Genomic DNA, 12292 nt, shown 5'->3' with positions numbered 1-12292 from the left:
TTCGCCTCAATAGGGCCACCGATGTATGGAGGCCTTCTGATTGCTCGAAATAAGCGAGTCGCCCGAATTACGGGCGTTAATCCCTATTTCTTATCACATCTTCGGCTTTTGGCATATTTCTTCTTTGATCTCTATCAAAGTACTTGGCGCTATTTTGCCAAGGTATGTCGCGCTATATGCAACTGGTAATTGAGCCTGTTCTACACAGTGAAAAATTCCGGGAACAGCACCATCCGGTTGGTCCGCGGCAATGCGCGCAACAAAAAACGCGCGCGATCCATTTTTGCCCTCAACGGCAAGGATTCGGTTGGACTTTGCACGTTTTCCCGCTGACGAATACGCAACCCGATCAAAATCCGATGGTGTCACACCCAACTGAACAGCCGCGTCCGTCGCATCCTGAATTCCTGACTGAAGTGACAACGGATCGAGTTTCCTCACCAGCGCAGCCTGTGCTTGGACTGCTTCCGGCAAACCGGCAACCGATTGGATGTCTTTGGTTGAATAAATCCGCAAAAAACCAGTCGGCAATGCTTCGGAATCTCCGGGAGCAACATATCCTTCGAGATCGCCAAAAGACGCGGGCACCTGAATGTCCATTTGTCCGTTGTTGTGTGAAGAACCCATTGCAAAACCTCCCGATGATACGGCACCCATCAGCAAAATGATCCCGATCGTCACATTTGCTGGCTTCAAGAATCGGCTAACTTCAAAACGCATGACTGAAGTTCCTTCTAAGGCGCGTGGCTTTAGTAAACGCCGATTGAAACGTCTTGTCCATGTGACAGCGCGCGACAGAATGCACCACACCCGTTCATTACCGGTGGGACGTTTCGTGAAACCATTCAGAGAGGTAAATGGTGGCGGTACAGGGACTTGAACCCCGGACACGCGGATTATGATTCCGCTGCTCTAACCAACTGAGCTATACCGCCACGGTGCGCTGCGATTTAGAAGAGTCCCGCATCGGGGTCAAGAGAGAAAGTTGCAGTTTTCCGGATTTTGTCTGTTCCAGTCGATTTCTAGCTGGTCGAGACCGAAAAAGAATAGGGCGAGACCCCGAAACGCTCGCGGAATCGCTTTGAAAAATGTGAAGTCGATTCAAAGCCGCAGGCAAAGGCGACCTCGGAAACGGGCAAATCGGTTTCGGCCATCAAGGCGCGCGCGCGCTGAAGCCGCAAATCCATCAGATACCGTTTCGGTGTGCGCCCGATGTGGTGCGAAAACAAACGCTCCATTTGCCGTCTGGAAACCCCAACACGATAGGCAATTTCGTCCAGATCAACCTGCTGTTCGATTTCTTCGTCAAACAGGTTGATAATCTGAAGCAGCTTTTTGTTCCGAATACCAAGTGATGCGGATTTTGAAGAGGTCTGGCTGTCGCCATCCGAACGGTGCACGAAATGCAAACACATGTTCAAAACGGCTTGTGACAACATCGGGCCGTGTTTTTCATAGATCAGCTTGAGGAACAAATCCGTGGCGGCCGCACCGCCGCCGCATGTCATGATCCTGCCATCAACAACATAAAGCTGTTCCTGCACGTTCAAATCGGGATGGCTTTCGCGAAACGGCAACTGGTTTTCCCAGTGCAGCGTAAACTCTTTGCCACCCAAAATCCCTGCGCGCGCCAAGGCGTAGGCACCCGTGCACAGGCCGCCAACGACACGCCCTGTGCGCCACTGATACCGTATCCAGTCGGCAGCAGACTTGGTGGTCGCCTTATCTGGCTCGACCCCCGAGCACACAAACACATAGCTGCCGGGCTTGGTCTCTCCCATTGGGCTGTCCACACCGATCTCAATGCCGTTGGACGCCCGCACGCTGGCGCCGTCCTCAGACATCGTTGTCCATCGATACAGGACCTTCCCCGTCAGCTGGTTGGCAATTCGCAAGGGTTCGATCGCAGCACTGAAGGCCAACATCGACATGTTGGGCAAAAGCAAAAAGACAAAATGTTCTGGATCGGGTGTGGTCTCCAACTCAACATGGGCCACGCCTTTTGGAATTAGTCCGTTGGTCATTTTCACTCTCTTCAAACTGAAGGTGTCACCTTACCAATGCGCCCCAACTTACCGCAAGGTCATCAGGTGGTGAAACTGTCTGGTGCACCCGCGCCAGAGGGCATCGATGCCATAGGCGGATGCTTTTGCAACGCAGCTTGAAGCCAACCTAGGGCCCGTGACGGCTGAAGCCCAGCGCGAAAGGCCATCACCATCGGCAAAGGCTCTCCCATGTCATAATCAAGCACAACAAACCGGCTGCGGAACGTTTGGCTTTGAACATAAGTATCGACCACAACCCCGACCGCATCGGAGCGCTCGATAATTCCTGCCGCCATCGGGAAGTTCTCAAGGATATGCAGGCCACGGGCCGGATCGCCCTCGTGGTGTTCCAGAATGCCGATTATGGGCGACACGTGCGGCCCCGTGATGTCTGGCGAAATCATGGGAAAGGCGGCAATTTCTCTGGCTTTGAGTTTGCGGCCGGACAAGGGATGCCCTTTGCGGGCAAACATACGGGCCCGCAATGGCGGCAGAGGCGCCGTCACAAATCCGGCTTCACTCAACAACGGGTTCAGCGGTGCAACAAACGTGTCCAGATCCCCCTGTCGCAGCAACTGCAACCCCGCCTCAAACGGTGTGCCACGCAGATGCACCCGCACTTCTGGATGATCCAGAACCAGTGACCGCACCGCACGGTTCATAAGCCCTTCCAATGAGGGCGGCGCAATTCCGATCCGCAAGACACGGTCACGTGAATCGCGGCCGCTTTTGGTGTCCATGACCAGTTGGTCCATATCCGACAGAATCCGTGACGCCCGATCTATAAACTCGCGCCCGTCCGCCGTGGCTGCGACGCCGCGGGCACGACGGTCAAACAGGGCAAAGCCCAGCTCCGCCTCGACATCGGCGACCGCCTTGGTCACCGCAGATTGCGTGATGTGCAGATTTTTGGAGGCTCCCGAAATGGACCCTTCACGATCAACGGTGACAATGTAGCGGAGCTTTGTAAGATTCATCCATTCCCCCAAGGAATACCTTGGGACATTTTTGAATTTGCAAGATGCCTCCCGTCAACCACATAATTTGCACAACACATGGATTCGAGGAGGACACCATGAGCAAGAATTCCACAATCGTTGCCGGCGTAGGCATGATCAAATTTGCCAAACCGGGCGCTTCCGACAGCTATGACCAGATGGGCGCAGCCGCGATCCGCGACGCGCTGGCTGATGCGGGCCTGTCCTATGACGACGTTCAACAAGCCTATGCAGGGTATGTCTACGGCGATTCAACATGCGGCCAGAAAGCCCTGTATCATGTGGGAATGACCGGAATTCCGGTGGTCAACGTGAACAATAACTGCTCAACAGGATCGACCGCCCTGTTCCTTGCCCGCCAAGCTATCGAACACGGCATCGCCGACTGTGTCCTCGCCGTCGGATTCGAACAGATGCAGCCGGGCGCTCTTGGCAGCCACTGGACCGATCGCCCGACCCCGTTTGACGACTTTGATTCAGAAACGGACGATCTTGTCGGCAACAGCCAGGTGCCCTTGGCCTTGCGCTATTTCGGTGGTGCCGGAAAATCGCACATGGAGAAACACGGAACGCAGCTGAATGACTTTGCCAAAATCCGCGCAAAAGCCTCGCGTCACGCGGCCAACAATCCCCTTGCCCTGTTCAACACCGAAATAAGCGAAGAACAGGTGATGGAGGCCCCCATGATGTGGGAGGGCGTCATGACCCGCCTGATGGCCTGTCCGCCCACCTGTGGCGGCGCTGCGGCGATCCTGTGCTCGGAAGCCTTTGCCAAAAAGCACAACATCCCGACTACGGTCTCGATCAAGGCGCAATCCATGACCACCGATTTTCCGTCAACCTTCGAGGCGCATGATATGATGCAGGTTGTCGGCTATGACATGACCGCCGCCGCCGCCCGTCAGGTACAGGATCAATCGGGTATCAGCATTGACGACGTTGATGTCGTCGAACTGCACGACTGTTTCGCCCACAACGAATTGATCACCTATGAAGGGCTGGGTTTGTGCCCCGAAGGAGGCGCGCAAAAATTCATTGCGGATGGCGACAACACTTATGGCGGTAAATTCGTCACCAACCCGTCTGGTGGCCTTCTGTCCAAGGGGCATCCTCTGGGGGCAACCGGTTTGGCGCAGTGTTATGAGCTGACCCATCAACTGCGAGGAACGGCAGACCGTCGTCAGGTGGACGGCGCCAAAACAGCGTTGCAACACAATCTGGGACTGGGCGGCGCCTGCGTTGTGACCCTGTATCAGGCGGCATAACGATGGGTATTTTCGACAGAAACACGGCGGAGCACGAAACTGCGCCCATCAACGTCACCGTGGAACGCGGGGCGGTGGCCTTCTTCGCCGAAACAATTGGGGAAACCAACCCGATCCACTTTGACGCTGATGCCGCACGCGCCGCTGGCCATCCAGATGTTGTCACGCCAGCGACCTATCCCGTTGTCATCGAGATGGCCGCCGCCAAAATCGGCAAACGTAATGGCGTGCCTGATACGCAGGACGTGATCAAGGTCGACAACCGCTATGTTCTGCATGGATCGGAAAGCTATACCTACCATGGCCCGATTTATGCAGGTGACACTGTCGAAGTCATCTCGCGCGTGAAAAGCTTTGCGGATGCCAAAGGCGGCGCATTGGAAATCGCCAACCTTGAACTGGAAATCAGACACCCCGAGCGTGGTGTTCTCGCCGTGGCAGAGCGCACACTGATCCATCGACTGCCAAAGGAGAAACAGGGATGACGATTTCCCCGGAAACCGCCGCCGTTGGTGACACATTGCCCACCATCACGTTTGGTCCTGTGTCGCGCACCAAGCTTGCACTCTATGCAGGGGCCTCGGGTGATCACAATCCGATCCATATCGACCTCGACTTTGTAAAGCGCGCCGGTCTGGACGATGTTTTTGCGCATGGCATGCTGTCGATGGCGCAGCTGGGCCGTGTCGCAACCGATTGGGCTGGCTCTGATCGGCTGCGGGGTCTGTCGACCCGCTTTACGGCGATCACGCCCGTAAATGCCACCGTGACCTGTGAAGGGCGCGTGACCGAGCGTTTCGAGCAGGACGGCACACCGATGCTGCGTGTCGCGCTCACGGCCAAAGTCGACGACGGCACCCAGACTCTGCGTGGCGAAGCGCTGGTCAGCGCCGCCTGAGAAAACAAGGATATTCCCATGACCCATCACCTCTGGATGGAAGAAGAGCATCACGCCTTTGGCGATTCGGTGCGGCGCTTTCTCGAAGATGAATTCCAACCCAACCGCGACCAATGGAAAAAAGACGGCCTTGTCCCAAAGGATTTTTGGAAAAAGGCGGGCGAGATCGGCATTCTGGGCGCCACCATTCCCGAAGAACACGGCGGCCTTGGCCTCAGCCGTCATTTCGACGCTGTTAGTTTTCTGGAACAGGCCAAAATTGGTGATTCCGGCTGGGGCTTTTCGGTCCATAATATCGCGACACATTACATCACGGCTTTTGGCACAGAGCAGCAAAAGGCCAAGTGGCTTCCCGACCTTGCCAGCGGTAAAAAAGTGGCCGCAATCGCGATGACCGAACCCGGTACCGGATCAGACCTGCAGGCGGTGAAAACCAGCGCTGTGAAGGACGGGAACAATTACCTGATCAACGGCTCGAAAACCTTCATCACCAACGGCGGCAGCGCCGATCTGATTGTTCTGGTTGCCAAAACTGATCCGTCGTCGCGCTCAAAAGGCGTTTCGCTGATCATGATCGAGACCGAGGGCCTTGAAGGGTTCGCTGTCGGGCGTCGTCTCGACAAGATGGGCATGAAACGCAACGACACCGCAGAGCTTTCGTTTCAGGACGTGCGCGTTCCGCAAACCAACCTGCTGGGTCTGGAAGAAGGCCAAGGCTTTTACCAGCTCATGCGCCAACTTCCTTGGGAACGTCTGATCCTCGCCTATTCCGCCTTGGGGGCCGCACAATGTGCCCTGAACACCACGCTCGACTATGTGCGCGAACGCAAGGCCTTTGGTCAGCGGATCATGGATTTTCAGAACACCCGCTTCAAGCTGGCCGAAGCCGCCACAAAAATCGAAATTCTGGCCGCTTTTGTCGATCAATGCCTTGCGGAACTGGATCAGGGAAAACTGACCGCCGAAAAGGCCGCTATGGCCAAATGGTGGTCAACAGACGTGCAATGCGAGATCGTGGACAACTGTCTGCAGTTGCACGGCGGGTACGGGTATATGAACGAATACCTGATCTCGGAACTCTATACGGATGCCCGCGTTCAAAAGATTTACGGCGGGACAAATGAAATCATGAAAGAACTCATCGCGCGTTCTCTGGACGTCGACTGAAAAGGATCTACCAATGGGTAAACTTGACGGAAAAACCGCCTATATCACGGGCGCAGGCAACGGGATTGGCCGTGCGGTCGCGCTCAAGCTGGCGTCGGAAGGCGCGAATATTGTTGTAAATGATCTCGATGCGGATCCCGCGATTGACGTGGTGAATGAAATCAAGGCGGCAGGCGGGAACGCCGCTGCGGTCCCCGGAAGTGTGACGGAAGACGGCTTTGCAGAACGCTTTATCGGCACCGGCATCGAAACCTTTGGCGGGGTCGACATCATCGTCAACAATGCCGGCTACACGTGGGACAGCATGATCGGCTATATGACCGACCAACAGTTCGACGCGATGATGGATGTGCACGTAAAAGCCCCTTTCCGCATCTTGCGCGCTGCCAGCGGGTTCATCAAAGGCGCCGCAAAACAAGAAGCCGAAGAAGGGCGCGAGGTGTTCCGCAAAGTGGTCAATATCTCGTCCATCGCAGGCACCGGTGGGAACGTCGGTCAGGTCAACTACTCCAGCGCGAAATCTGCCATGTTGGGCATGACCAAGACCCTCGCCAAAGAATGGGGGCGTCTCAAGGTCAACGTGAACTGCATCGCATTCGGGTATATCGAAACGCGTTTGACCGAAGCCACGGATGAAAAGAAAACCATCACGGTGGATGGTAATGAAGTTGGCATCGGCATCCCGAAAAAGGTTGCTGGCGGGTTTGCCTCGATGGTGCCTCTCGGACGTCCGGGCACACCGGAAGAAGCCGCCGACGGGGTATATCTCTTCTGCTGTCCTGAATCGAACTATGTGTCAGGTCAAACACTGATCGTTGGCGGCGGCCTGACCGCGTAAAGGAACAAAACCATGTTGAACGGCATTCGCGTTATCGAAATCGAAGGCTTGGGCCCTGGCCCCTTTGCGGCCATGATGCTGGCTGATCTGGGCGCGGATGTCATCACCATCCATCGCAAAGGCAAATCCGGACAGGTTACGACAGACGGGTCCATCCTTGATCGTGGCAAACGGTCCATTGTGCTTGATCTGAAAGATCCAGAGGACATTGCAACGGCTAAAAAGCTCATCTCGACCGCCGACGCCTTAATCGAAGGGTTTCGTCCCGGCGTGATGGAGCGTTTGGGCCTCGGCCCTGCGGATTGTCATGCGGAAAACCCTGCTTTGGTATTTGGACGCATGACAGGATGGGGACAAACGGGCCCACGCGCCGAAACGGCGGGGCATGACCTCAACTATATCGCCACGTCCGGCGCGCTTCACTATGCATCCGAACCCGGGTCGCCCCCAATTACACCCGCAACGTTGGTGGGGGATATTGGCGGCGGTGCGCTCTATCTCGTTGTTGGGGTGTTGTCGGGCATCCTCAACGCCAAAACGACAGGCAAAGGCACCGTGGTGGACGCCGCGATTGTCGACGGGTCGGCGCATATGATGACGCTGCTGATGGCCATTCGCCAGACCGGCATGTTGTCAATGGATCGCGGTCAAAGCCTGCTGGATGGCCCACACTGGAGCCGTACCTATACCTGTGCCGATGGGGGCTATGTCAGTGTGCAATGCCTCGAACCACAGTTCTATGCCATCTTCCTTGAAAAACTTGGCCTGTCCCACGACCCCGAGTTTCAAAGACAACATGATGCGAAACTCTGGACCAAACTGACCGCCCGTCTGGAAGACATCTTTCTGGCCGAACCGCGCCTGCATTGGGCAGACCTGTTTGATGGGTCAGACGCCTGTGTGGCGCCCGTCCTGTCCCCTTATGAGGCCATGCATGCGCCGCATATGCAGGCCAGACATGTCTGGCAAACCCACGACGGCAATATGCAACCCGCCCCTGCCCCGCGTTTTGGTGGGCATGTCGGCAAGATCAACACCGCCTGCACGCGTGGAGAACACACGGCAGAAATCCTGGCTGAACTGGCTGAATAGGTCTCTGCCCTTGGGCCCAAGCGGATCAATTTTCGGCTTGGGCTCGGGTCATTCCCATTTGTAGTTGAAACTTACCGAAATACGCTCGTCTTCGGCCATGTTCATCGGCACTTCGTGGCGAAGCCAGCTTTCCCACAAGAAAACCTCGCCGATTTCGGGCTTCATATAGATGAACGCCTGCATGTCACGACGCGCGCCCTGTTTGCGCGCAGGTGCGGCCATCATCCGACCAGAGCGCGGATCTTCCAGTTTCAACGCCCCTGCCCCATCCGGCAGCGAGACATATGTGGTGCCGCTGATCACCGAATGCGGATGCAGGTGAGACGTGTGCAGCCCGCCTTCCGGCAGGATGTTGATCCAGATATCCTCAAGAACCAGCTTTTTGTCCTCAAGATTGAACTCGAGATCCTCTGCAAAGGCGGCAACGTGCTTATCAAGCGCGGCAACCATGTCGGCAAAGATCGGAAACCGCCAAGGCAGATCGGTCAGCGACGCATAAGAAGTATAGCCCGGATACCCTTCGTTCTCGCACCATTCCTGTCCGGCTTCATCGTCTTCGGCGATGGAATAGCAAGACACGACAAGTTCGTCGTTGTTGATAGCAGTGCCATACTCGGAGAGCATCGCACGGTAAAAGCGGGTCACAAAGAGAGATTCGATCTGGGCCATCCCAGCGGTTTACCCCAACCTCTTCTTCAGCGCGAGAGGCTGCGTTGTCATAATCCTCACCACCAATTCAACTCAATTACAGTCAAACCAAACTATATGCTATGTAATCAAAACGGAGTAGAGGATATGCGGAAACTCATTTTGTTGGGAACTCACGGGCTGGCACTGGCTATCGGCTTTGCTCTGGGCATCTATTTCCTGCCCATTTTAACCGCCCCTGCAGGCCCCGATCAGGCAGTTCTCGAGGCCCAAGCCGCAGGGGCCACTTATTCCGCCGAGTTCACCCGCGATCTCAAGGGCAGTGACCTGTTCCACTGGGGCGAAGGCACCATCAGTGTCTCGCCCGAACGCATCGTTCACATGGGTGATCTTGCTCCGGGTCCCGACTACAAACTCTACCTCGTGCCTGAGTTCGTCGACGACGAAGCCTCTTTCGAAGCGGTCAAAGACCAGTCCGTCCGCATCGGCGACGTGAAAACCTTCAACGGTGTTATCCTCGATGTTCCCGCAGGTGTGGACATCAACGCCTACACCACTGTGGTGATCTGGTGCGAGGCTTTTGGCGAGTTCATCACAGCTGCGAAGTATCGCTAACAGTTAGGTTGGACAATCTTGTGCGACCTACGGACTTGGACATTTGACAACCTTCATACGTGGGGATCCAGAACACCCTCGCACCTCCGAAACCAACAAGGTGCCCCCGCATCTGCAAGTATGACGCACTTAAAACTTTCCCTTGAAGACGATACTCAGAACCTGAAACTATCCCGCCTGGTCCCTTTCCCCCAGCGCCGCTTTCAACGCCGCGTTTTCCTGGCGCAACGCTTGCATTTCCCGCGCCACAACCTGCTTCACGACATCTGCCGGAAACAGATCGGGAATATACTTGGGACAATTCCAGTCAATCGCCACGACTTCCACGGTCAGCACCCGCTCAACTGCTGGCCCGTCTTTGCCAAGCAACGACAGCACATCTGGCGCCACCTCACTTGCTTTTTGCAACTTCGCTTCGCCTTGGATCTTCAACCGCGCCTTTTTCATATAGTCCATGCAGAATAACGACACCCGCGAACTTGCCTGCAGGTTGCCCATTGAGATGAACTGCCGATTGCCCCTGTAGTCACCACAGACCAACCGCTGGGTATCCACCACCTTCAAGAACCCCCGTGCCCCACCACGATGTTGCACGTAGGGCCAGCCGTCCGGGGTCACCGTCGCCATATAGAAGCTGTTGAGAGATTGGATGAAACCGATATCATCAGACGACAGGCTCTCTTGCGTACGATGCCTGTAGCCCACCTGATACTTTTCGAAAGAGCCATCCGCCTTTTGCAGATCAGCCACAGCCTCGTGAAACATCAGCTCCGCATAATTCTCCATGACACCTGATCCCCTTCTGAACGTCGGCCAAAAAAGGCCCTCAAACCCAACCTATGCATTATGCACAAAAAAAGACCCCCCAACCTTGCGGTCAGGGGGTCAATTCTTTGTCAGAAGCCCCGCGTGGGGCGAACTAACTTACCAGTCTTCGCGAACAACAACGCGGGTTTTCACCGGCAGTTTCATCGCAGCAAGACGCAGAGCTTCGCGAGCAACGTCGTCATTGACGCCGTCGATCTCGAACATCACGCGGCCGGGCTTAACTTTGCAGACCCAACGGTCCACAGAACCCTTACCTTTACCCATACGAACTTCGATCGGCTTTGCAGTGACCGGTACGTCGGGGAAGATACGGATCCAAACACGGCCCTGACGTTTCATGTGACGTGTCATCGCGCGGCGAGCCGCCTCGATTTGACGCGCAGTCACACGCTCAGGCTGAGTGGCTTTCAGACCATACGAACCGAAGTTCAGGTCAGAACCGCCTTTTGCGAGGCCTTTGATACGGCCTTTGTGCATCTTGCGGAATTTAGTACGCTTTGGTTGAAGCATTTGTCAGTCTCCCTTAGCGACGACCGCCAGCACCGCGAGGTGCAGGGCCATCCTGGACTTCTTGTGCCCGGCGATCATGTGCCGAAGGATCGTGCTCCATGATCTCGCCTTTGAAGATCCAGACTTTGATCCCGATGATCCCGTAAGGAGTCATCGCTTCGGAGTGCGCATAATCGATGTCAGCACGCAGAGTGTGAAGAGGCACGCGGCCTTCACGGTACCATTCGGTACGCGCGATTTCAGCACCACCCAAACGACCAGCAACGTTCACCCGGATACCCAGAGCGCCCATACGCATTGCGTTCTGAACCGAACGCTTCATTGCGCGACGGAACGAAACACGACGTTCCAGCTGTTGTGCGATCGAGTCACCAACCAGAGCAGCATCGAGCTCGGGCTTGCGAACTTCAACGATGTTGAGGTGCAGTTCCGAGTCAGTCATCGAGGCAATTTTCTTGCGCAGAACTTCGATGTCTGCACCTTTTTTGCCGATGATGACACCTGGACGTGCAGTGTAGATCGTGACGCGGCACTTTTTGTGCGGACGTTCGATGATCACACGAGCAATACCAGCTTGCTTGCACTCTTTACCAATGAACTCACGGATTTTCAGGTCTTCGAGAAGAAGATCACCGTAGTCTTTGGTATTTGCGTACCAACGGCTGTCCCAGGTGCGGTTGACCTGAAGACGCATGCCGACCGGATTAACTTTATTACCCATTAGGCTTGCTCCTCAACTTGACGCACCTTGATGGTGAGTTCCGAGAACGGCTTGATGATTTTACCGAAACGACCACGAGCCCGCGGACGACCGCGCTTCATAGTCAGGTTTTTACCAACATACGCCTCGGCAACGATCAGCTCGTCAACATCCAGGTTGTGGTTGTTTTCAGCATTGGCGATTGCGGACTGAAGACACTTCTTCACGTCTGCTGCGATACGCTTGTTCGAGAAAGTCAGGTCGACGAGCGCCTTCTCAACTTTCTTGCCGCGGATCATGCCAGCTACCAGGTTCAGTTTTTGCGGGCTGGTGCGAAGCATACGGACTTTTGCCATTGCTTCGTTTTCAGCCACGCGGCGTGGATTCTTTGCCTTGCCCATGACTTACTTCCGTTTCGCTTTTTTGTCGGCCGCATGACCATAATAGGTGCGAGTTGGTGAATATTCACCGAACTTTTGACCGATCATGTCTTCGGTGACGTTAACTGGGATGTGCTTCTGACCGTTGTACACACCAAATGTCAGACCCACGAACTGGGGCAGAATGGTGGAACGACGCGACCAGATCTTGATCACTTCATTGTTGCGACCCGACTCACGGACAGCTTCGGCTTTCTTAAGCACGTAAGCATCCACAAAGGGGCCTTTCCATACAGAGCGAGACATAT

The 12292-nt window shown here is 55.4% G+C and carries 16 protein-coding genes and 1 tRNA gene; 7 read left to right on the top strand and 10 right to left on the bottom strand.

The window, feature by feature from the left end; translation table 11 throughout:
* Nucleotides 1–93: 93 nt before the first annotated feature.
* The 4 genes from PH7735_RS01980 to PH7735_RS01965 all read right to left on the bottom strand — a co-directional run bounded on the left by PH7735_RS01980 (nt 94) and on the right by PH7735_RS01965 (nt 3022).
* Nucleotides 94–720 carry a hypothetical protein gene (locus tag PH7735_RS01980; protein ID WP_058309653.1) on the bottom strand — a complete coding sequence of 209 codons (627 nt, stop codon included), beginning with the start codon at nt 718–720 and terminating at the stop codon, nt 94–96.
* A 138-nt stretch (nt 721–858) separates the two neighbouring features.
* Nucleotides 859–935 (bottom strand) — tRNA-Met (locus PH7735_RS01975).
* A gap of 87 nt (nt 936–1022) precedes the next feature.
* Complete coding sequence (locus tag PH7735_RS01970) at nt 1023–2024, bottom strand: GlxA family transcriptional regulator (protein WP_058309652.1); 1002 nt, start codon at nt 2022–2024, stop codon at nt 1023–1025.
* Between the two features lie 62 nt (nt 2025–2086).
* Nucleotides 2087–3022, bottom strand: coding sequence for a LysR family transcriptional regulator (locus PH7735_RS01965; protein ID WP_058309651.1), 936 nt, complete (start codon nt 3020–3022; stop codon nt 2087–2089).
* A gap of 98 nt (nt 3023–3120) precedes the next feature.
* Between PH7735_RS01965 and PH7735_RS01960 the strand changes: the two genes are divergently transcribed.
* Genes PH7735_RS01960 through PH7735_RS01935 form a run of 6 tightly spaced genes read left to right on the top strand, consistent with a single transcriptional unit; the run spans nt 3121 to nt 8303 of the window.
* A complete protein-coding gene (locus PH7735_RS01960) occupies nt 3121–4308 on the top strand; it encodes a lipid-transfer protein (RefSeq protein ID WP_058309650.1) in 1188 nt (395 codons plus the stop codon).
* A 2-nt stretch (nt 4309–4310) separates the two neighbouring features.
* Nucleotides 4311–4793 carry an FAS1-like dehydratase domain-containing protein gene (locus tag PH7735_RS01955; protein ID WP_058309649.1) on the top strand — a complete coding sequence of 161 codons (483 nt, stop codon included), beginning with the start codon at nt 4311–4313 and terminating at the stop codon, nt 4791–4793.
* Nucleotides 4790–5206: a MaoC family dehydratase gene (locus PH7735_RS01950; RefSeq protein WP_058309648.1), complete on the top strand. Its 417-nt coding sequence runs from the start codon at nt 4790–4792 to the stop codon at nt 5204–5206. Before PH7735_RS01955 ends, PH7735_RS01950 begins: the two co-directional genes overlap by 4 nt.
* Nucleotides 5207–5224: 18 nt before the next feature.
* A complete protein-coding gene (locus PH7735_RS01945; protein WP_058309647.1) occupies nt 5225–6373 on the top strand; it encodes an acyl-CoA dehydrogenase family protein in 1149 nt (382 codons plus the stop codon).
* Between the two features lie 13 nt (nt 6374–6386).
* The gene (locus PH7735_RS01940; RefSeq protein WP_058309646.1) at nt 6387–7211 is read left to right on the top strand and encodes an SDR family NAD(P)-dependent oxidoreductase; all 825 of its coding nucleotides are present in this window, start codon (nt 6387–6389) and stop codon (nt 7209–7211) included.
* Nucleotides 7212–7223: 12 nt separating this feature from the next.
* Nucleotides 7224–8303, top strand: a complete 1080-nt coding sequence (locus tag PH7735_RS01935) for a CaiB/BaiF CoA transferase family protein (protein ID WP_058309645.1) — start codon at nt 7224–7226, stop codon at nt 8301–8303.
* A 48-nt stretch (nt 8304–8351) separates the two neighbouring features.
* On the opposite strand, the gene PH7735_RS01930 is transcribed toward PH7735_RS01935, so the two are convergent.
* Entirely contained in the window at nt 8352–8972 is a 621-nt protein-coding gene (locus tag PH7735_RS01930; protein WP_058309644.1) for a TIGR02466 family protein, read from the bottom strand.
* 126 nt (nt 8973–9098) lie between these two features.
* Here PH7735_RS01930 and PH7735_RS01925 point away from each other — a divergent pair, with 126 nt between their 5' ends.
* Nucleotides 9099–9566 (top strand): DM13 domain-containing protein, encoded by a 468-nt coding sequence (locus tag PH7735_RS01925; protein WP_058309643.1) that lies wholly within the window; start codon nt 9099–9101, stop codon nt 9564–9566.
* A 168-nt stretch (nt 9567–9734) separates the two neighbouring features.
* On the opposite strand, the gene PH7735_RS01920 is transcribed toward PH7735_RS01925, so the two are convergent.
* From PH7735_RS01920 to rpsS, 5 genes are all read right to left on the bottom strand, one after another.
* Nucleotides 9735–10316: a pyridoxamine 5'-phosphate oxidase family protein gene (locus PH7735_RS01920; RefSeq protein ID WP_158503162.1), complete on the bottom strand. Its 582-nt coding sequence runs from the start codon at nt 10314–10316 to the stop codon at nt 9735–9737.
* A gap of 174 nt (nt 10317–10490) precedes the next feature.
* The gene (gene rplP / locus PH7735_RS01915) at nt 10491–10904 is read right to left on the bottom strand and encodes a 50S ribosomal protein L16 (RefSeq protein ID WP_058309641.1); all 414 of its coding nucleotides are present in this window, start codon (nt 10902–10904) and stop codon (nt 10491–10493) included.
* A 13-nt stretch (nt 10905–10917) separates the two neighbouring features.
* Nucleotides 10918–11625, bottom strand: a complete 708-nt coding sequence (rpsC, locus tag PH7735_RS01910) for a 30S ribosomal protein S3 (RefSeq protein WP_058309640.1) — start codon at nt 11623–11625, stop codon at nt 10918–10920.
* Nucleotides 11625–12005 (bottom strand): 50S ribosomal protein L22, encoded by a 381-nt coding sequence (gene rplV, locus PH7735_RS01905; protein ID WP_058309639.1) that lies wholly within the window; start codon nt 12003–12005, stop codon nt 11625–11627. The genes rpsC and rplV overlap by 1 nt, the downstream gene beginning before the upstream one ends.
* A 3-nt stretch (nt 12006–12008) precedes the next feature.
* Complete coding sequence (gene rpsS, locus PH7735_RS01900) at nt 12009–12290, bottom strand: 30S ribosomal protein S19 (protein WP_058309638.1); 282 nt, start codon at nt 12288–12290, stop codon at nt 12009–12011.
* Nucleotides 12291–12292 lie beyond the last annotated feature (2 nt).

It is taken from the genome of Shimia thalassica (assembly GCF_001458215.1).
Taxonomy (GTDB): Bacteria; Pseudomonadota; Alphaproteobacteria; order Rhodobacterales; family Rhodobacteraceae; genus Shimia; species Shimia thalassica.
Note: the sequence above shows the minus strand (reverse complement) of the source record. Positions and strands in the feature narration are given on the sequence as shown.

Bases quoted from the DNA above. Each gene is read 5' to 3' on its own strand.
- PH7735_RS01980 (WP_058309653.1), bottom strand. From the start codon at position 720: ATGCGTTTTGAAGTTAGCCGATTCTTGAAGCCAGCAAATGTGACGATC.
- PH7735_RS01970 (WP_058309652.1), bottom strand. From the start codon at position 2,024: ATGACCAACGGACTAATTCCAAAAGGCGTGGCCCATGTTGAGTTGGAG.
- rplP (WP_058309641.1), bottom strand. From the start codon at position 10,904: ATGCTTCAACCAAAGCGTACTAAATTCCGCAAGATGCACAAAGGCCGT.
- PH7735_RS01925 (WP_058309643.1), top strand. From the start codon at position 9,099: ATGCGGAAACTCATTTTGTTGGGAACTCACGGGCTGGCACTGGCTATC.
- PH7735_RS01945 (WP_058309647.1), top strand. From the start codon at position 5,225: ATGACCCATCACCTCTGGATGGAAGAAGAGCATCACGCCTTTGGCGAT.
- PH7735_RS01965 (WP_058309651.1), bottom strand. From the start codon at position 3,022: ATGAATCTTACAAAGCTCCGCTACATTGTCACCGTTGATCGTGAAGGG.
- rpsS (WP_058309638.1), bottom strand. From the start codon at position 12,290: ATGTCTCGCTCTGTATGGAAAGGCCCCTTTGTGGATGCTTACGTGCTT.
- rplV (WP_058309639.1), bottom strand. From the start codon at position 12,005: ATGGGCAAGGCAAAGAATCCACGCCGCGTGGCTGAAAACGAAGCAATG.
- rpsC (WP_058309640.1), bottom strand. From the start codon at position 11,625: ATGGGTAATAAAGTTAATCCGGTCGGCATGCGTCTTCAGGTCAACCGC.
- PH7735_RS01955 (WP_058309649.1), top strand. From the start codon at position 4,311: ATGGGTATTTTCGACAGAAACACGGCGGAGCACGAAACTGCGCCCATC.
- PH7735_RS01930 (WP_058309644.1), bottom strand. From the start codon at position 8,972: ATGGCCCAGATCGAATCTCTCTTTGTGACCCGCTTTTACCGTGCGATG.
- PH7735_RS01960 (WP_058309650.1), top strand. From the start codon at position 3,121: ATGAGCAAGAATTCCACAATCGTTGCCGGCGTAGGCATGATCAAATTT.
- PH7735_RS01950 (WP_058309648.1), top strand. From the start codon at position 4,790: ATGACGATTTCCCCGGAAACCGCCGCCGTTGGTGACACATTGCCCACC.
- PH7735_RS01940 (WP_058309646.1), top strand. From the start codon at position 6,387: ATGGGTAAACTTGACGGAAAAACCGCCTATATCACGGGCGCAGGCAAC.
- PH7735_RS01935 (WP_058309645.1), top strand. From the start codon at position 7,224: ATGTTGAACGGCATTCGCGTTATCGAAATCGAAGGCTTGGGCCCTGGC.